General features: G+C 39.2%; 18 protein-coding genes. 9 read left to right on the top strand and 9 right to left on the bottom strand.

Translation table 11 applies throughout. The annotated features are described in order from the left end of the window. The first annotated feature begins 62 nt into the window (after positions 1-62). Together F8B77_RS02320 and F8B77_RS02315 are read left to right on the top strand one after the other, a co-directional pair. Complete coding sequence (locus F8B77_RS02320; RefSeq protein WP_151653341.1) at positions 63-1136, top strand: AI-2E family transporter; 1074 nt, start codon at positions 63-65, stop codon at positions 1134-1136. Between the two features lie 145 nt (positions 1137-1281). Further along, entirely contained in the window at positions 1282-1923 is a 642-nt protein-coding gene (locus tag F8B77_RS02315) for a PGAP1-like alpha/beta domain-containing protein (protein WP_151653339.1), read from the top strand. A 50-nt stretch (positions 1924-1973) separates the two neighbouring features. On the opposite strand, the gene F8B77_RS02310 is transcribed toward F8B77_RS02315, so the two are convergent. After that, positions 1974-2831 (bottom strand): PA4780 family RIO1-like protein kinase, encoded by an 858-nt coding sequence (locus F8B77_RS02310; protein WP_151653337.1) that lies wholly within the window; start codon positions 2829-2831, stop codon positions 1974-1976. A gap of 322 nt (positions 2832-3153) precedes the next feature. Here F8B77_RS02310 and pepE point away from each other — a divergent pair, with 322 nt between their 5' ends. Then, positions 3154-3891, top strand: coding sequence for a dipeptidase PepE (gene pepE, locus F8B77_RS02305; protein WP_151653335.1), 738 nt, complete (start codon positions 3154-3156; stop codon positions 3889-3891). A gap of 67 nt (positions 3892-3958) precedes the next feature. Here the strand turns inward: pepE and F8B77_RS02300 are convergent, their stop codons facing one another. Further along, positions 3959-5065 (bottom strand): flavin monoamine oxidase family protein, encoded by a 1107-nt coding sequence (locus tag F8B77_RS02300; RefSeq protein WP_151653333.1) that lies wholly within the window; start codon positions 5063-5065, stop codon positions 3959-3961. Between the two features lie 10 nt (positions 5066-5075). Continuing rightward, positions 5076-5747 carry a cupin domain-containing protein gene (locus F8B77_RS02295; RefSeq protein WP_151653331.1) on the bottom strand — a complete coding sequence of 224 codons (672 nt, stop codon included), beginning with the start codon at positions 5745-5747 and terminating at the stop codon, positions 5076-5078. A 129-nt stretch (positions 5748-5876) separates the two neighbouring features. On the opposite strand from F8B77_RS02295, the gene F8B77_RS02290 reads away from it, so the two are divergent. Next, the gene (locus F8B77_RS02290; RefSeq protein ID WP_151653329.1) at positions 5877-6773 is read left to right on the top strand and encodes a LysR substrate-binding domain-containing protein; all 897 of its coding nucleotides are present in this window, start codon (positions 5877-5879) and stop codon (positions 6771-6773) included. 33 nt (positions 6774-6806) lie between these two features. On the opposite strand, the gene F8B77_RS02285 is transcribed toward F8B77_RS02290, so the two are convergent. From F8B77_RS02285 to F8B77_RS02275, 3 genes are all read right to left on the bottom strand, one after another. Continuing rightward, entirely contained in the window at positions 6807-7760 is a 954-nt protein-coding gene (locus F8B77_RS02285) for an AEC family transporter (RefSeq protein ID WP_151653328.1), read from the bottom strand. Positions 7761-7892: 132 nt separating this feature from the next. Further along, entirely contained in the window at positions 7893-8366 is a 474-nt protein-coding gene (locus tag F8B77_RS02280; protein ID WP_151653326.1) for a MarR family winged helix-turn-helix transcriptional regulator, read from the bottom strand. A gap of 115 nt (positions 8367-8481) precedes the next feature. Then, positions 8482-8721 carry a hypothetical protein gene (locus F8B77_RS02275; RefSeq protein WP_151653324.1) on the bottom strand — a complete coding sequence of 80 codons (240 nt, stop codon included), beginning with the start codon at positions 8719-8721 and terminating at the stop codon, positions 8482-8484. Positions 8722-8978: 257 nt separating this feature from the next. Between F8B77_RS02275 and F8B77_RS02270 the strand changes: the two genes are divergently transcribed. Further along, on the top strand, positions 8979-10841 hold the full coding sequence (locus tag F8B77_RS02270) for a PhoX family protein (protein ID WP_151653322.1): 1863 nt from the start codon (positions 8979-8981) through the stop codon (positions 10839-10841). A gap of 431 nt (positions 10842-11272) precedes the next feature. On the opposite strand, the gene F8B77_RS02265 is transcribed toward F8B77_RS02270, so the two are convergent. After that, entirely contained in the window at positions 11273-12139 is an 867-nt protein-coding gene (locus F8B77_RS02265; RefSeq protein ID WP_151653320.1) for a LysR family transcriptional regulator, read from the bottom strand. A 115-nt stretch (positions 12140-12254) separates the two neighbouring features. Here F8B77_RS02265 and F8B77_RS02260 point away from each other — a divergent pair, with 115 nt between their 5' ends. From F8B77_RS02260 to F8B77_RS02245, 4 genes are all read left to right on the top strand, one after another. Then, entirely contained in the window at positions 12255-12629 is a 375-nt protein-coding gene (locus F8B77_RS02260) for a nuclear transport factor 2 family protein (protein ID WP_151653318.1), read from the top strand. 81 nt (positions 12630-12710) lie between these two features. Then, positions 12711-13586, top strand: a complete 876-nt coding sequence (locus F8B77_RS02255; protein WP_151653316.1) for a DMT family transporter — start codon at positions 12711-12713, stop codon at positions 13584-13586. A 513-nt stretch (positions 13587-14099) separates the two neighbouring features. Further along, on the top strand, positions 14100-15587 hold the full coding sequence (locus tag F8B77_RS02250; protein ID WP_151653314.1) for a SulP family inorganic anion transporter: 1488 nt from the start codon (positions 14100-14102) through the stop codon (positions 15585-15587). Positions 15588-15597: 10 nt separating this feature from the next. Further along, positions 15598-16443, top strand: a complete 846-nt coding sequence (locus F8B77_RS02245) for a universal stress protein (protein ID WP_151653312.1) — start codon at positions 15598-15600, stop codon at positions 16441-16443. Positions 16444-16544: 101 nt separating this feature from the next. Here the strand turns inward: F8B77_RS02245 and F8B77_RS02240 are convergent, their stop codons facing one another. Together F8B77_RS02240 and F8B77_RS02235 are read right to left on the bottom strand one after the other, a co-directional pair. Beyond that, positions 16545-17324 (bottom strand): glycine betaine ABC transporter substrate-binding protein, encoded by a 780-nt coding sequence (locus F8B77_RS02240; protein WP_151653310.1) that lies wholly within the window; start codon positions 17322-17324, stop codon positions 16545-16547. Beyond that, the gene (locus F8B77_RS02235; RefSeq protein WP_151653308.1) at positions 17321-18436 is read right to left on the bottom strand and encodes an alkene reductase; all 1116 of its coding nucleotides are present in this window, start codon (positions 18434-18436) and stop codon (positions 17321-17323) included. Before F8B77_RS02235 ends, F8B77_RS02240 begins: the two co-directional genes overlap by 4 nt. Positions 18437-18449: the final 13 nt, after the last annotated feature.

Here is an 18449-nt window from a genome sequence, read left to right as displayed (position 1 = left end):
TTATTGGTAAATATAAGCTATACATAGTAAGTGAAGCCCTTTATTTGCAACAAGGAATGTTTATGAAACTCGGACACAATTTCTCCAACCAAGCTGTTGATGCGTTTATTAAGATCAGCGCTCTTTCTGTTCTGGTCTTATGGTGCTTTTCTATTCTTAAGCCTTTCTTATTATTGATGGTGTGGGGCGGTATTATTGCGACTGCTCTCTACCCAATAGTTGCTTATCTTGGTAAAAAAACGCCAATCAGTGAAAGTAAGTTGAGCATGCTCTTAACCATTATTGGGGTCGCATTGTTGCTTATTCCTTTAGTCGCGCTATCTACAGGAATTTATACCAGTGGAACGGAGTTATTTTTAGGATATCAGGATGGGACTATTGCGATACCTAAACCAAAAGAGAGCATGCAAGAGTGGCCAATTATTGGGCACGAGGCGTATTCGTTTATGTTTCTTGCGTCTTCAAATCTTGAAAGCCTGTTATTTAAGTACAGCGCAGAAGTGAAAGTCGTTGCGAGTAAGGCGGCTTCTTTAGTCGGCTCTCTTGGTGGTGGTTTTATTCAGTTTATTATCTCAACCATCATTGCGGGTGTTTTCATGGCAAATGCCGCTAAATGCGAGCGTGCCTTCATTCTTATTTCAAATCGCTTAACCGGAGAGCATGGTGAAGCGCTAACTAAACTATCGAAAACGACGGTGAGAAGTGTCGTTCAAGGAGTTATTGGTGTTGCCGTGATACAAACGACCATGGCCGGACTTGGTATGGCGGTTATTGGTATTCCAGCGCCTGCACTTGGTTTATGGATATTCTTAGTGCTTGTTTTTGCTATTATTCAATTGCCACCGATTTTAGTCCTTTTACCTGTTATCTTTTATGTTTTCAGTGTTGATACCACTACATCAGGCGTGTTATTTGCTGTTTGGTGTGTATTGGTGAGCAGCAGTGATGCAGTATTAAAACCAATATTATTAAGCCGAGGCTCTCATATTCCAATGATCGTTATTTTACTCGGCGCATTAGGTGGGATGGCGATGTCTGGTATCGTTGGTTTATTTGTAGGGGCGGTAGTTCTGAGCTTAACCTATCAATTATTAACAGTATGGTTAAATAGTGAAGCGGAAGGGAAGAATACGTAATTCTGGGCTGTAGGTTAACTGTATACATTGATGATCACAGTTATGTATATGATTTATTGTTAATTGTAATAAATCATATTTATAGACTATGAGAACTATTTCCTCCTGATATAGTCTTATTAAGAGTTAATTTGGGGAGTAGATAATGGCGAACATAGTTGTATTGCATGGTTTATATATGCATGGTGTGGTAATGAAGCCTCTTGCGGAACGATTGAAAAAGAAGGGGCATACCGTACAAGTTATTAGCTATAATTCACTGCGTATTAATGAAATGGTACTGTTTAAACGTATTCATAGTTGCCTATCGGTGTCTAAAAAAAACGTTGTTCTTGGACACAGTTTAGGTGGCATTTTAGCCGTGCATTTTGCTAACTATCATCAAGACATTAATACCCCTTTAGACTCTATTGTAACCATTGGTTCTCCGCTTCAAGGGGCTTCTATTGCGAAAGAACTTCAAAGTAAAAAATTGGGTTTTATATTAGGAAGCTCGAAGAGACAGGGATTGGTCGATGTTGCTAAATTAACAGCTAATTGTCCTATTGGTTCTATTGCTGGGACATTACCTATTGGTTTACGTCCGCCAATGATTCGAGATCATCAACCTTCAGATGGGACAGTGACGGTTCAAGAAACTTTACTTCCAGAGTTGACTGACCACTTGTGTTTAAACTACTCCCACACGAGTTTGCTTTATGCGACAGAAACAGCAAATCAAGTGGATTACTTTATTGAGAATCATAAATTTAAAAAGGAAGAGAAATCAGAGGAAGAGGTGGCATGAGAAAGTAGATAGTCCGTTATCTACTTCTATAATGTTCGATAAAGTATGGATTAATCCAATTCTTGGTCTTCAAGTTGGCGTTCTTTTCGTAATCGAGCTTCTTCCATTACGGCATTGATTTCAGCCATTAAGCCATCAACATCGGCATCTTTGCCATCATCAATAAATACGCCAGTAAGCTTTGAATTTGGTGTTAATTCACCACTTTCATACAGTGCCCACATTTCTTTTGCGTATTCAGAACCAAGCAGCTCTGGAGCGTATTGACCGTAGTAAGTAGTCATGTTGTTTACGTCACGCTCAAGCATCCATTTTGCATTGTTATTTGCCGAAGCATCTACCGCTTGAGGTAAATCGATAATTACAGGGCCGAGATGATCGACCAATACGTTAAATTCAGACAAATCACCATGCACAATACCTGCACACAGCATACGAGTGACATATTGGATCATTAAATCATGATCTCGCATTGCTTGTTCTTTGGTTAAAGTTACGTCATTTAAACGAGGTGCGACAGAGCCCTCATCATCGGTAACCAACTCCATGAGTAATACACCATCAAAGCAACCATAAGGCGTTGGTACACGAACATCAGCTTCTGACAGCTTATATAACGCATCCATCTCTGCGTTTTGCCATACTTTCTCTTGTTCGTCACGGCCAAATTTAGAGCCTTTCTCCATCGCGCGGGCACGACGACTATTTTTTACTTTTCGCCCCTCACGATACGCTACCGCTTGTTTAAAGCTACGTTGTTCGATCTCTTTGTAAACTTTGGCACACTGAATATTATCGCCACTACGTACAATGTAGACCGAGGCTTCTTTACCGCTCATTAATTGGGTTAGAACTTCATCTATTAAACCATCTTCAACTAATGGTAGTAATCTGTTTGGTATTTTCATTGCACCTCATATGAGCGTAGATAGACGTCGTAAAGAGTGACGTTTTTTTGAGCTGTGTATTAATTTATGTAGGGCATTATGCCTATATTTTCCTTGGTCACAAGTTTTGATGATCAGATATTTTTTGTCTTGTTTGTGATCATGCTGTGATTTCTTTTTGTTTTGCCATAATTTATAGACTATAGATTCGATCTAACACAAGTTTTTAGCCAATCATTTCTGATATGTTTTTATCTCTTTCGTCATCGCATAGCTTAATTTTCTTTAAAATAAGAGAAGAGAGCTATAACGATGTGTTAAATAGACATAAGGCAGTAAGAAGATGGATATTTTATTATTAAGTAATGGCAAGATTGCAGGTAACAATTTTGTAATGGAATTTGCAAGTGAAGCGATTGTTGAGCAAATTCAACGAACAAAAGCCAAGAATCTGGTGCTTATTCCTTATGCGGTTATTCGCTCTAGCCATGATGATCGTGTTGCCTTGGTTCAACAAACCTTTGATCATCTTGGGTTAGATTGTAAAGTTACCGGTCTACATCGTTCAGAAGATCCAGTAAAAACCATTCAAGAAGCGGATGGTATTTTAGTGAGCGGCGGTAATACCTGGGTGTTAAATAAAACTTTGCATGATTTAGGTTTAGTTGGCCCAATTCGTAAAGCGGTATTAACTGATGGTGTTCCATACATTGGTTGGAGCGCTGGGACTAACATCGGTTGTCCAACAATTCGTACGACCAATGATATGCCTATTATTACAGGGGCTATTCTTCCTTCATTGAATCTAGTGCCATTCCAAATTAATCCTCATTATTTAGAAGCGTCTGTTGAAGGGCATTTTGGTGAAACTCGTGATGAGCGTATTCAAGAATTTCTAGAAGTGAATAAACATGAGCCAGTGGTAGGGATCCCAGAGGGCACATGGTTACATATCCATGATGGTAAACTGAGTTACCACACTGCTAATGAAAAGCTATTGAAGTTGTTCTCTCACGGTAAAGATCCTGTTTATTACACTGCTGAAGACGATGTACAGTTCTTAATGGAACATAGCTGCTAAGTCATGAGCTTATAAAGTGATAAATTAGAGAAGGCCAAGTTATCAAATAACTTGGCCTTTGTATTTTTTAGCTGTCACTGAGACTTGAAAGCACCACATCGGCTGCTTCTAATGCGCCTTCTAAATAACCACCATTCTCTTGTGCGGCTTCTGTTCCTGCAAAATACCAATGAAATTTATTCAACGCTTTTTCTGATGCTGGCAACCCATAGTGAGGGTGAGCGCTAGGAGCTTGGTGATCAGCTTCTGTTGCTGTTAATGTTTCTTTGCTCCAATCTAAGAGTTTAATATCAATGGGAGTACTGGCTTTTGAACCAAAGATCCTTGTTAGTTGCTCAATGGCTGCTTGTTTGATTAATGCCTCACCTGCTTTTGCACGAGTCGCAGCATCAATGCCGACAAAGCCAAATAAAGCACCAACGCCATCAAAGGTACTTGCATCATGGATTTCAACCAAAGGACCAACACGGCTGCTTGCAGAGCCTGATAACCCTTCTTCGCGCCAGAAAGGAGATTTATAGATAGCAAAGAACTTTGCGTGTGCAGCCATCCAAGTGGTGGTTGCAGAAAAACGCTGTGTTAACTCATAAGGTAACGCTGGAGTAAAAGAAATACTTTCAGCTAATAAGCGCAAAGGCAGTGCAAAAATAACCTGTTCAACTTCAATGCTTTCCACTTTACTATTGTGATTTATCGTAACGGTAGTTTTACCATGATCATGATATTCAACATGGGTTACTTTACTATTAAGTTGGACTTTATGACTTGGAAGTGCGGCCAGTAAGGTATCTACCAAGCATTGCATTCCCCCTGCAATTCTCATTGACGTTGGAGATTGCTCAAACCCTGATTCATAACGAATAGGCGCGCTGTTTGATTGGTTTTCTATTAAATAAGCGCCTTGTGAGTACTGTGGAAAAATAGGCAACATTAAATTATTAATCAATTGAGTGATGCGAGGATGCATTTGCGGCCAAAACCAAGATGGGCCCATATCTACCGTATTGAGGGGTGAGGTTGGTAACTCTAAACCAGTAATAGATGATGATAAAATACGGCCACCAACACGTTCTCTAGCATCAAGTAATAAGTAGTCTTTGCCCATTTTTTCAAGTCGATAAGCCGTATATAACCCACTAAGACCTGCGCCAACAATAAGGTTTTTGGTTTTCATTATTCGTCTCCTACGCTTGTCGCTGATGTAAGTGGTGACCTGCTTTTATCCATACGAGACACTCTGTTTGAGCCGTCGTAGCCTGCAGTAAATGCCCGATAGGTAGACGTAACCAATCAAATTTTTGATAGCGAATGCTTTGATGAGTAAATTCGCCTTCTACGACAAGAATTTCTATTCCACCGTGGTTTTCTAGCTCAATAATTTGGCCCTCTTTCCATTTTTCAAGGCGAACGGTCTCTTGCTTAAAGTGGTGTAGCGGCTGAAATAATACCCCTAGGCGATTATCGTCTTTAACAAACTCTTGTTCTTGAGTTTTGATATGTACTGGTGTGGTATCTCCTTCTTGATATTGGCCTAGCTTTACTAAAATCATACAGCCATCTTTTACTATTGGCGCGTGAGACGTGCCGATAGGGTTGCGCACATAAGTGCCAATAGGATAACTGCCATGTTCGTCAGCAAATATTCCCTCAAGTACTAAAAACTCTTCACCACCAGTATGAACGTGTAATGAGAAATAGCTGTTTGGCTCGTAAGTTACCAAGGTTGTTGCGGTTGCAATTTCACCGCCATCACGCTCTAACATTTTTCGTGATACTTCTTTAATTGGAGAGGGAACCCAAGTGGACTGAGTAAAAAATACGTTCGCTTTTTGGGATAAGTCAGTATGTAATTTCATGGTAAACCTGCGTGAATGGCGAGTAATTAAGTCTATTGTGTAATGTTTATCTAGGCGTAACAAATCAGAACTTCTATACTATCGATAAAGATTTTCTTTAGTGTCTTGTTGTAGGGTAAATAGAATATTATGAAAATTAACCATTTGAATGGTCTAAGAGCCTTTGAAGCGGCGGCAAGGCATCTGAGTTTTTCTTTAGCGGCAAAAGAGTTAAATGTCACACCTGCAGCGATAGGGCAGCAAGTAAAATTGCTGGAAGAGTGGCTTGATGTCTCTCTGTTTGAGCGACGCTCTTCTGGTGCTTCTCGTTTAGTATTAACCAAGGAAGCTCTGCAAGGTTTACCTGATATTACACGTGGATTTAACGCTTTATCACAAGGGCTAAGCCGGTTAAAACCGATAGAGGTTAACCCTATTTTAACGGTCGCCGTTAGCCCAGCCTTTGCTGCTAAATGGTTATTAATGCGTATTGATGACTTTCAAACATCACACCCTGAATGGGATCTCCGGTTAGATACCAATATTCGAACGCTTGATTACCTTGCTGAGAGCATCGATATTGGCGTCCGATATGGAAAAGGGAATTGGGAAGGGTTAGAAAAATCATTATTAATGACAGAGTCTGTCTTTCCTGTTTGCTCACCTGATTTAGTAAAGAAGGGGCTATTTAATTTAGATAACCTTACCGATTTTCCTTTATTACATGATCTGTCTTTACCCAAAGAGAGTGGGTTTCCTTCTTGGTCGAGTTGGGCGAAGCAGAATAATGTTCATGATATAAATGCAGAAAAGGGATTGAAAATTAATAATTCGGCGTCTGTTATTCAAGCGGCGATTAGTGGCCAAGGCGTGGCATTAGGCCGAAGTGTATTAGTGCAAGAGGATTTAGATTGTGGTCGATTGGTTAAGCCATTTCCTGATTTGAAATGTCATATAGAATTGGCGTATTACATTGTCTGGAAACCAAATGGACTTGAACATGAAAAAATCAAGGCGTTTAAAGATTGGTTGCAGTATCTACAATGAAAAGGAATAAAACCAAAGCACGGACATGTAGAGTTATATCAAACCAAACGAAGATAAAATGAAGATCCCAAGCGTACAAGTGACTAAGGATGCTACTGTCGTTTGAGCTATGATGTTTGCAGCCAGTGTAGCGTTACCACCCATTGCGCGTGCCATTACGTAACTTGCAGCAGCGGTTGGCGCCGCACTCATAAAGAATAAAAGTCCTAAATCTAGCCCTCTAAAGCCTAACAATATACCTCCAATGGTAATAAATACTGGACTTAATATCAGTTTGTAACTAGTCGCAAACCATGTAGCTAGATTATCTTTTTTCATTGAAGTTAGGTTGAGTGATCCTCCTGCGCATAATAGTGCTAATGGTAAGGTCATATTAGCGAAATATTGTCCCGCTTGAGTAATAATTTTAGGAATTGGGACAGAGAGAGAAGAACAAGCTATCCCTAATAGAATTGAAATGATTAATGGGTTTTTAGTCAGTGTTTTTACTATTACGCCAAATGCTTGTTTGTCATTATCATCTTTCGGAGTTAGTGCGATCACAGCTTGAATGTTATATAAAATGGTTGTGGCTGCGACATAAATAGCAGCCAATGCAACACCAGCGTTTCCATAGGTATTTGCCACATAAGCCAAAGCAATGATTGCAGTGTTTGCTCTAAATCCCCCTTGAATAATGACACCGTGATCTTGTTTATTTTTAAAGGTAAACCGAGTGGAGTAAATAGTAAAAATAAAGAACAAGAAGTTAGCGATAAGTCCGTAAATAATTAAATGACTGCTAGATGCGAAATCATGGTTAGCATTTACGATACTTAAAAAAAGCATCGCAGGTAATGTGACTTGGAAAACAAGTTTAGAAGAGACTTCAATAAAGTTATCATTGATTAGATGAGTGCGTTTAAATAAAACGCCCAAAAATAGCATTAAGCAGATCGGGCCAGTAATTGAAGCGGAGAACAGCAATTGAGTAATAAAATTATCCATTGTGATTTTCTTATAAGTCTTCCCTATTGTAGGCGCTTATTTTACACACAATTAATCAAATTACAGTTATGATGATAGCAAAAACCTCTAATGCATAGAGGTTTTATGTTGAGATAGGTATTATAAGTAGGTTTAAATTTTAGCAATGCTGTCGAGTTGTAGAACGGGTGCGGCATCAATGTCTTCCGCATTCATCATAGAAGATACACGCTGCATTGAAGATAATAGCAAGCTTTGTTCCCACGGCTCTAATTTATGGAATTTGTTGACAAAATTATCTTGCAAAGAAAGGGGCGCATTATTGAGGAGTTCTTCCCCTCTCCCTGTTAAATGTGCATGAACCTTACGGCGATCAGATTCACTTCTAATGCGTTGAACGTACCCATTATGCTCCAAGCGGTCAATGATAGTAGTGGTGGTTGCTTGGCTTACATTGGTATGATTTGATAGCTCTTTGATCGTTACATTATGCATACTTTGAATCGCACGCATTAAAATGAGTTGAGGGCCCGTTAATCCATATTCTTTATTCAGTTTTTTCGATTGTAAATCGATAGCTCGAATTATCTGACGAATAGCGACTAAAACTTCTTCATGTTTATCCACGTAACAGGCCTTTGTATAAATGCAAAATTGAATGGTTTACAACGTTGTTGATTTTGGCATTGTACTGATGTTGGCACTATTCTCAATCTTTTATCTAAAGGATGGGATGTTAATGTTAAAAATTTTTCCAAATTGAGCTATGAAAGAGATTATGACTCATTCTCCCATTCTCCCATTCTCCTTTATCTAATTCTGCTTTAACTGATTTGGCTGCATCACGTGAAGCGTGGCCAATTGCAGTGGTTACATCTTGTGTTGTGTGTCCAATGGTTTTACCCGCATCTTTAAGCTCAGCGCAACCGTTTGTTATAAATAATGAACTCAAAAATAAACATAATAGAGTTTGTTTAAACATGATTTTCCTTGATATCTAGGTCAGATGAATCAATACAGACTGAAATAGTGACTAAGGTTTATATTAGAGATATTTTAAATAAAGAATCATTGCCATAACGAATGTTGTTATTATGGGATTAACGCCTATTTTTTTCTTTAAATACGCGCAATAAAACCGTCATAACCCTTCAATAATTTTGTCATAAAACCCCTTTACGCTACTCCTGATTATATAAAACGTAGTTATAAAAATAACAATTTCAAAAGGGAAGTAGGATGAGCAATTTTGTAGAGAAAGAATCAGATTTTAGCAATATGGTGAGTGCACGTTTATCTCGTCGAGGTTTTTTAATGGGAGCAGCAGCGGCAGGTGCTGGCGCTTTTTTAGCGTTAAACCCAGTAGCAAAAGCCATTGCTGGTAGTATGGATAGTTCGTTATTAAATTTTGAGGCTATCCCAACATCTACCAGTGATTCCATTATTCTTCCTAAAGGTTATAGCTCTAGTACTTTGATGTCGTGGGGCGATCCTATCTTTGCTAACGCTCCTCAATTTAACCCTAACGGTAAGCAAGACTCGAAAGCACAGGCACAGCAATTTGGTGATAATACCGATGGTATGAGTATATTCCCTTTATCAAAAGATCGCGCCATTCTTGCGGTCAATAATGAATACACCAATTATGAGTACTTGTTCGCGCATCAAGGCAAAGCGATGACGGCAGATGATGTTGCCAAAGCACAAGCTGCGGTAGGGATTACCATTGTTGAAATTGTAAGAAAGAACGGTCAGTGGATGCTGGATCCAACAAGTAAAGTCAACCGTCGTATTACCGCAAATACGGAAATGGAAGTGACGGGTCCTGCCGCAGGTCATGATTTATTGAAAACCAAAGCGGACCCAACAGGCAAAAAAGTATTGGGTACTTTTAATAACTGCGCAAATGGTGAAACGCCTTGGGGCACCTATTTAACTTGTGAAGAAAACTTTAATTCATTCTTTGGTTCAGAGAAAGCGGTAGAATTAACCCCTGATGACAAACGATACGGTGTAAAAGCCAAGCAAAGTAAATATCAATGGCATAACTTTGATGATCGTTTTGATGTTGCTAAAAACCCAAATGAACCAAATCGTTTTGGTTGGGTGGTTGAAATTGATCCGAATGATCCAACCTCAACCCCATTAAAACGAACTGCGCTAGGTCGATTCAAACATGAAAATGCCGCGTTAGTCGTAAACGATGATGGCCATGTCGTGGTGTATCTTGGTGATGATGAACGTGGCGAGCATTTGTATAAGTTCGTATCAAAAGATAAATACCAAGAAGGTAATAACGCAGCCAATCGTAACCTTCTTGAAGAAGGCACCTTGTACGTTGCTAAATTTGCAATGAAAGACGATAAGTTAGAAGGTGATGGCCAGTGGCTAGAACTCACTTATGGTAAAAATGGATTAACCAAAGAAAATGGGTTTAATAGCCAGGCTGAAGTGATGATTTTTACTCGTCGTGCAGCCACACAAGTAGGTGCGACCACAATGGACAGACCTGAATGGGTTGCCATTCATCCTGATAAAAAACACGTATTTTCTACACTAACTAATAATAAATATCGTGGTGTTAAAGAAGGGCAAGATATCGATGGCGTTAACCCACGAGCTGAAAACCATTACGGTCAAATCGTGCGTTGGGAGCCTACAAATGGCGATCATGTTAGTGATACATTCCAATGGGATTTGTACCTAATAGCAGGCAATCCAACGGTTCATAAAGGCAATTTGTACGCTGGTAGTGACAACATCAATAAGGACAATATGTTTAATAGCCCTGATGGTATTGGTTTTGATAAAGCAGGACGCCTATGGATTCAAACCGATGGTAATTACTCAAACAAAGGGGACTTTGCAGGGCAAGGTAATAATCAAATGTTATGTGGTGATCCTAAGACTGGAGAAGTGCGTCGTTTCTTAACTGGGCCAATTGGCTGTGAAATTACCGGACTCACTTTTTCTGAAGATCAAAAAACCATGTTTGTTGGTGTGCAGCATCCATCTGGACATTTTCCACAAGGGGGGAATAACAAACCGCGTTCAACCATTGTGATGGTAACTAAAGATAATGGTGGTGTGATCGGCAGTTAGGATCTTTATACCAATGTAACTAATTAGGTGATCTATTTATTACGCAGGAAAATCACTTAAGAGTAAGGCAAAAATTCTTATAAGTAGTTATTCTACAATCATAATTTTTAACGCAACTATTGAGTTATTTAACCAGTAATAATGGTCAGATAATTAATGAAATTGGTATTATATTTAGATATAAAAAAGTGGCTTCATAATGAGGCCACTTTAATTGAAAGTGTTGAAGTGATAGTTATTAAGTGTCTACTTATTTTCTTCTTCTACAGTCCAATGGATAAGGACTTTTCATAATTTTTTCCTTTGAATATAAAGAATTAATGCGTGATAAATGTATCCGCACATAATACCTTTTTCTTTGGGTGGTACTTTGCTAAATATTGAGACAATTCATAATTCAATGAATAAAACGAAGTGTAGCAGGTAGATAACTAGGCTAATGCACTTTCAATGGCATCAATTGCCATTCTTACACTAATTGGAATTTGCCCATGAAAGGGATGAAGGGCATAGACATTAGACGCTTTCATTTCAAAAGTAGGTAACACTTCTTTTAACTCATCTTGATGTTGTAAATAGATAAACTCAGGAAGCAGCCCAATTCCGAACCCATTTTTTATTAAAGCTAAACTATTTTGAACCGTGTTGACTTGATGGGCAGCGATAAAGTTTATAACTCGGGTATTTTTTGTGGTCGTATTTATTAGCTGATGCGAAATTTGTTTTGATTGCCAGTGATTTGCAACATAAGGCAAGGCCTCAATGCTATCAATAGCAAACTCTGGATAGCCTTTGGCAATACATAATACGTCTTGTATGGTTCCAATGCGTTTCTGCTTTAGGTTACTTAATTTTGATTCGCCAACACGGATAGCTAGGTCGATTTCTTCTTGCATCAAATCAAGCTGTCCATCATGCGCGATTAAGTTTAGTCCAACTTCTTTGTGCGTGTTAAATACGGAGCTAAGAGCCGGAATAACAATGCTGTTCATTAAGGCGTGTGGAGCGGTGACAGACAATTTTCCTTGAGGAGATTCTTGCTGATGTAAGATATCACTCCATGCCTTTTCTGCTAATTTGTGCATCTCACAGCATTGCAGATAGAAATGCTCTCCAGAGGCGGTGAGTGATTGTTTTCTTGTTGTACGTTTGAGCAATGGAATAGCAAGTTCATGCTCTAGTTGCTTTAAGTGTTGGCTAATCACAGACTTAGACAGTTCCAATTTCTCAGCCGCTTTAGTGATTGATCCTGTTTCAACAATCGTCATAAAAAGGGTCATCTGTTTAAGTTTATTCATGCTCTTTTAAATCCTATTGTTCTATTTTATTAAACAGTGAGTTCTTATTGGTTTGTTTTTCGGTTTCAATAATGCACGTATAGTTCATTGTATACAAACATTAGGAGAAACAATCATGGCTCAAGAACAAATTTTAGCAGCATGCAAAGCTGGCATTTCAGCATGGCAACAGGCTTTTAACTCTCAAGATGCAGCAGGTTGTGCAATACAATACGCTGAAGGTACGGTGATGGAAGCGCGTCCATTTGGTACATTTACAGGCCGCGAAGAGATCCAAGCATTTTGGCAAAACATTATGGACCAAGGTTTTGCTGATGTTGATTATACCGAAGTTAAATGGGAGCCAATCGGTGAAGATGGTTACCTATTAACGGCGAATTGGACGATGAACAAAGCATTTGGTGTTGTACATCGTGAACATTGGACAATTCAAAACGATGGTAAAGCACGTTTGATTTCTGATGACTTTGAAGTACAAGGCGAGCGTTAGAAAGCATTTTTGAGATTATGTGGTTGAGTGATTTGTCATTATCAACCACACTAAAAAATTACCTACAGTTTGGGATCATGGATGATTAATATATTAAGTTTATTTACCTTAGCTGCGTTGTGGGGCGGTTCATTTTTATTTGTTAGAATTGCAGCAAACCCGTTAGGGCCTGCCGTATTAATTGAGACACGGGTTGCTTTCGCTGCATTGACTCTACTTGTTGTTTCCTTATTTCTGAAAAAATCCCTACACTTTATGTCAAATATTAAGCACTTCCTTATTTTGGGGTTGTTTAATTCAGCATTACCTTTCTTATTATTTGCTTATTCAGCACAAATTTTAAATGTATCTACTTTAGCTATTCTTAATTCTACCGCTCCAATTTGGGGTGCGATTATTGGGGCGGTATGGACTCGAACTTGGTTAACCAAAGAGGTCGTGTTTGGTTTGGTTCTAGGTATGATCGGGGTTAGCGTTTTGGTTGGATGGGAGGCGATTAATGTTGGTGATGAAGCCATTATCCCGATGATTGCAGCCTTAATGGGCGCATTTAGCTATGGTGTTGCAACTAATTATGCCAAAAATGCACCAAGCGTTGAGCCGTTTAATAACGCACACGGCAGTATGTGGGCTTCTGTTATCTTGGTGTTACCGCTTGTTCCTTTTATGCCAGTAAGAGAAGTGGTGAGTGTAGATATTGTTTTCGCTGTATTTGCCCTTGGTGCTGTGTGTACGGGTTTAGCTTACTTGTTGTATTTTAGACTGATTAAAGAACTTGGCGCTTCTTCAGCCTTAACTGTTACCTTTATTATTCCTGTTTTTGGGATTTTATGGGGCTACTTATTTTTAGGGGAAACTGTTGGGATAAATGCCATTATAGGTACGGTTCTCGTGGTGATAGGCACCATGTTTGTTACGGGGTTTTATACGAAGTTGTTACCTAGAAAATTGGTATAATAATTATTTTCATTAATATTCTAACTTTCATAGATGCATTAATGGAACCTAAATAACCGATAATGGAAATTGAAGGGATGACTTTATAAATATACACTGGCCTCCTGTTTGATTTAGAGAATATTAATCACTGTGTTAATTACGCCGCCTTAAACGCTCCATCCCCCCTATAGCTCTCATTGCTAACCTAAGCACTGTACTCGACTGAGTATTCGGCTTAACTCTTTGCGCTTGTTAATTCTTTGCCGTACTTTCGGCTACTTTTCTGCGCTAAAACTCATACCATTGCCATTAATTAAATGGTCTATTTATTACGCAGGGAAACCACTTAAGAGCAAGGCAAAAATTCTGATAAGTATTTATTCTACTTAAATAATTTTTAACGAAGCTATTATGTGATTTAACCAGTAATAATGACTAGAGAATTACTGGAATTGGTATTATCAAAGAAGCACCTATTTACACCCCAGATCTATTTCGGGTACGTATTACCGTGCATAAATTGAGAATTCAATGTTTAAAAATTTCAAAATTGACTGGATGTCTAATATCCGTGGTGATCTCCTTGCGGGCATCGTTGTTGCTCTTGCTTTAATTCCTGAAGCTATCGCCTTTTCTATCATCGCAGGTGTTGATCCTAAAATTGGGTTATACGCTTCTTTCAGTATTTCAGTTGTTATTGCTTTTACTGGAGGTCGCTCTGGGATGATCTCAGCTGCGACTGGTGCAATGGCACTATTGATGGTCACGTTAGTTAAAGAACACGGGTTAGAATATTTACTTGCCGTAACCGTTCTTACTGGTGTATTGCAGATCTTAGCGGGTTATTTAAAACTAGGCAGCTTGATGCGTTTTGTTTCTCGCTCGGTTGTTACTGGGTTTGTTAATGCGTTAGCCATATTGATCTTTATGGCGCAACTACCTGAGCTCACGAATGTAACTTGGCATGTTTACGCCATGACAGCCGCCGGTTTAGGGATTATCTATCTGTTCCCATACCTACCGGTTATCGGTAAATTAATTCCTTCGCCTTTAGTCTGTATTATCGTATTAACCGCCATTTCGATGTCATTTAATATTGATATTCGTACTGTTGGAGATATGGGACATCTACCTGATACCTTGCCAATTTTCTTATGGCCTGATGTGCCTTTAAACCTAGAAACGCTATTAATTATCTTGCCGTATTCTATTGGTTTGGCAGTGGTGGGTTTATTAGAATCCATGATGACAGCAACGATTGTCGATGATCTCACCGATACCACCAGCGATAAAAACCGCGAGTGTAAAGGCCAAGGGCTTGCCAATATATTTACGGGTTTTCTTGGTGGTATGGCAGGTTGTGCGATGATCGGACAATCAATGATTAATATAAAGTCGGGCGGCCGTGGACGTTTATCAACGTTATCTGCTGGTGTGTTTTTGTTAATTATGGTGGTTTTTCTTGGTCCTTGGTTAAAACAAATCCCAATGGCAGCCTTAGTCGCTGTGATGATAATGGTATCTATCGGTACTTTCTCATGGAGTTCAATTACTGATTTAAGAAAGCACCCAATATCAACCAATATTGTTATGTTAGCCACGGTGATTATTGTGGTAATGACGCATAATTTAGCTATTGGTGTTCTGGTCGGTGTCTTGCTTGCGTCATTGTTCTTTGCTAATAAAATCAGTCGTATGATGGTGATAAAGAATAATTCGGACGCACATAAATCGCGTGAATATACCGTAATAGGGCAAGTATTCTTCGCCTCATCGGATAAATTTATTACTTCTTTTGATTTTAAAGAAGTGATCGAGAGCGTGACGATTGATTTATCGGCTGCGCATTTCTGGGATGTTACTTCAGTCTCTGCATTGGATAAAGTGGTGGTCAAGTTTCGCCGAGAGGGGACTCAAGTCGAGCTTATCGGAATGAACCAAGCAACCCAGACGATTGTTGATAAATTTGGTGTACATGACAAACCAGAAGAAGTTGAAAAACTATTGGCCGGACATTAAGGATTAGAAAATGAAAAATATAATAGCTTGTATTGATGGATCTCCGATGACGCTTGCAACGTGTGAAGCGAGTGCATGGGTTGCATCTAAGATTAATGCGCCGCTTGTCTTATTGCATGCTCTCGATAAAACCACTAGACCTGTTGTGAGTGAGTTCTCTGGGCAAATAGGATTAGGCAGCCAAGAAGAGTTGCTTAATGAACTTGCAAAATTGGATGAAGCCCGCAGTAAAGTCGCACTCAAGCATGGAAAACAATTGCTGGAAGAAGCGGCTGAATGGGTAATGAATAAAGGCATTAGCCATGTTGAGCAACTACAACGTCATGGAAGTTTACTGGAAAGCCTGATTGATTTAGAAAATGAACTAAGAGTATTAGTGATTGGTAAATTAGGTGAAGAGCAGGACAGTAATAAAACGATAGGCTCTCAACTTGAGAGTGTTATTCGTTCTATTAAATCCCATACATTAGTGGTGAATGCGCCATTTTCTATCCCAACGTCTTATCTCATTGCTTTTGATGGCAGCCCAACGAGTGAAAAACTGATTGAAAAAGCAATTAATACGCCTTTGCTTTCTGGTTTAGAGTGTCATTTAGTGATGGTGGATGACTTTGCGGTAAAGAGTGCTGCTTTTGAGAAGGCTGCGATTAAATTGAAAAATGCAGGGCTCAGTGTGCATGAAGACATTCTGTCAGGATCTGTTGATGATGCTTTGCTGAAGTACCAGAAAGAATATCAGATAGGCATGATGGTAATGGGGGCTTATGGGCACTCAACACTAAGACAGTTTTTTTTAGGCAGCAATACAACCAAGGTATTAATAAAAAGTGAAGTGCCTTTATTGCTAATTCGTTAGTTATTGATATATAAGTTAAACTTAAATATAAAAACGCCTAAAGTTAATTTCTTTAGGCGTTTTTTATCGCTGAGATTTAAATACAACATCGTCCTTTTTTATTACGATTGTTGACTAAGCCATTGCTTGGTTACTTCATCAATCGCTTTTCCTTCTCGGGAAACTTGATAATCGAGCGCGGCGATAATTTCATTAGAGAATTTAAGTGCATCTAATGTTTTAATTTGTTCTTGAGTGAAGTTTATGGACTTATCTTGTCGAAGTAATAATACAGCACGATCAATTATTCCCAATAACCCTTTAGGTTCGGAAATTTCACGAATATTGTATTTATGATGTAGGAATTGAGGTTTCCATAATGGAACAACAACCCACTCTTTATTCTCGACGGCCTGTTCAAATGCATTGAAGCAATCTTCTTCGCTTCCGGTATAAAAGCGGTAGCCTGCGTTGTTTAAACCGTATGTTTCCATCATTTTGATTGAAAATCGAGAGATCCCTGCGCCCGGATTAATGCCTTGAATTTGCTTATTCATGCGTGAGATTACTTCTGGCTTCAATAAATCTTTTACTTCAGATACCGCACTTTCTGGGATGTAATCAGGAACTCCCCAATGTGCGTATGGTTTATAGTGCAGGCCTAATTCAAGCAATTCGACTATTTCTTCTACATCAGATTTATATATACCATGACTAGAGGGAAGCCAAGCAGAAGCGAGCATATCAATGTCGCCTGATTTTAATTTCTCAAAGTTTTCTTGATGTGGAGAGTAAACACGCTCTACCTTAAAGCCCATGTCCGCTAAAACATGCGAAACAATGGAAGCGGTGACTCGATGAAAAGAAAGATCCGTGACACCAAGGATTATTTTGTTCTTCATAGTTCCGTCTCTAGTATTTTTGCACTGTAGGCAGGGTAATCAATATAACCGTGTTCATTGCCACCAAACAACGTATTACCATCTAGTGTCGCTAGCTCATAATTGTTCTCTAAGCGTGAAACCAAGTCTGGGTTAGAGACGAACGGTCGACCAAAAGCCACAAGATCAGCATAACCTTTATTAAGGATTTCATTTGCGCGTGCTTGTGTGTAGCTACCAGCAACAATTATCGTATTGGTGAACAGTTTTCTTAGTTCAATACGGAAGTTTTCAGGAATAACAGGTGCATCGTCCCAATCTGCTTCTGATAAATGTAAATAAGCAATATCGCGTGATTGTAACTCTCTTGAGGCGTCAAGAATCGTCGGGACGATATCAGGGCAATCCATGTCTTTGAATGTAATGAAGGGCGCAAGTCGAACGCCAGCTTTCTCTGAACCGATTTCTTTACTTACGGCATCGACGACTTCAAGTAAAAAGCGAAGACGGTTCTCTCGAGAGTCCCCATACTTATCCATTCTATGGTTAGAGTTAGTACGAAGAAATTGATCAATCAGATATCCATTACCGCAATGTATTTCAACCCCATCAAAACCGGCTTCGATTGCGCGCTTTGCAGAGTAGGCGAAATCTTGAATGACTCGATTGATATCGTCATGAGTCATTTCTCGTGGTTGAATACAATCAACCATATTACCGTTACCTTGTTCGTCTGAAATCCACACTTTGGTTTCAACAGGAGCAAGCGCAGAGGGAGCAATTGGCAACTCACCTTTTTGGAACGTAGGGTGAGATACTCGACCTACATGCCATAATTGGCAAAAGATTGCAGCGCCTTCTTTATGGGCTGCTTGGGTTATTGGTTGCCATCCTTTTACTTGTTCATCGGTGTAAACACCAGGAGTGAATGAATATCCTTGCGAGTCATCTGAAATTTGAGTTGCTTCAGAGATAATTAACCCTGCCGTAGCACGCTGCTTATAGTAGGTCGCCATCATGTCATTTGGAATATTACCGGGTTGGCTAGTGCGAGCACGAGTCATTGGGGCCATAACCACTCGATTTTGTAAGCTGATTTTTTTTAGGTTTGTTTTTTCAAATAATGTTTTCATTTTTTTCCTTTTA

Source organism: Aliivibrio finisterrensis, assembly GCF_008933155.1.
GTDB classification, from domain to species: domain Bacteria; phylum Pseudomonadota; class Gammaproteobacteria; order Enterobacterales; family Vibrionaceae; genus Aliivibrio; species Aliivibrio finisterrensis.
Note: the sequence above shows the minus strand (reverse complement) of the source record. Positions and strands in the feature narration are given on the sequence as shown.

Bases quoted from the DNA above. Each gene is read 5' to 3' on its own strand.
- F8B77_RS02320 (WP_151653341.1), top strand. From the start codon at position 63: ATGAAACTCGGACACAATTTCTCCAACCAAGCTGTTGATGCGTTTATT.
- F8B77_RS02315 (WP_151653339.1), top strand. From the start codon at position 1,282: ATGGCGAACATAGTTGTATTGCATGGTTTATATATGCATGGTGTGGTA.
- F8B77_RS02310 (WP_151653337.1), bottom strand. From the start codon at position 2,831: ATGAAAATACCAAACAGATTACTACCATTAGTTGAAGATGGTTTAATA.
- pepE (WP_151653335.1), top strand. From the start codon at position 3,154: ATGGATATTTTATTATTAAGTAATGGCAAGATTGCAGGTAACAATTTT.
- F8B77_RS02300 (WP_151653333.1), bottom strand. From the start codon at position 5,065: ATGAAAACCAAAAACCTTATTGTTGGCGCAGGTCTTAGTGGGTTATAT.
- F8B77_RS02295 (WP_151653331.1), bottom strand. From the start codon at position 5,747: ATGAAATTACATACTGACTTATCCCAAAAAGCGAACGTATTTTTTACT.
- F8B77_RS02290 (WP_151653329.1), top strand. From the start codon at position 5,877: ATGAAAATTAACCATTTGAATGGTCTAAGAGCCTTTGAAGCGGCGGCA.
- F8B77_RS02285 (WP_151653328.1), bottom strand. From the start codon at position 7,760: ATGGATAATTTTATTACTCAATTGCTGTTCTCCGCTTCAATTACTGGC.
- F8B77_RS02275 (WP_151653324.1), bottom strand. From the start codon at position 8,721: ATGTTTAAACAAACTCTATTATGTTTATTTTTGAGTTCATTATTTATA.
- F8B77_RS02270 (WP_151653322.1), top strand. From the start codon at position 8,979: ATGAGCAATTTTGTAGAGAAAGAATCAGATTTTAGCAATATGGTGAGT.
- F8B77_RS02265 (WP_151653320.1), bottom strand. From the start codon at position 12,139: ATGAATAAACTTAAACAGATGACCCTTTTTATGACGATTGTTGAAACA.
- F8B77_RS02260 (WP_151653318.1), top strand. From the start codon at position 12,255: ATGGCTCAAGAACAAATTTTAGCAGCATGCAAAGCTGGCATTTCAGCA.
- F8B77_RS02255 (WP_151653316.1), top strand. From the start codon at position 12,711: ATGATTAATATATTAAGTTTATTTACCTTAGCTGCGTTGTGGGGCGGT.
- F8B77_RS02250 (WP_151653314.1), top strand. From the start codon at position 14,100: ATGTTTAAAAATTTCAAAATTGACTGGATGTCTAATATCCGTGGTGAT.
- F8B77_RS02245 (WP_151653312.1), top strand. From the start codon at position 15,598: ATGAAAAATATAATAGCTTGTATTGATGGATCTCCGATGACGCTTGCA.
- F8B77_RS02240 (WP_151653310.1), bottom strand. From the start codon at position 17,324: ATGAAGAACAAAATAATCCTTGGTGTCACGGATCTTTCTTTTCATCGA.
- F8B77_RS02235 (WP_151653308.1), bottom strand. From the start codon at position 18,436: ATGAAAACATTATTTGAAAAAACAAACCTAAAAAAAATCAGCTTACAA.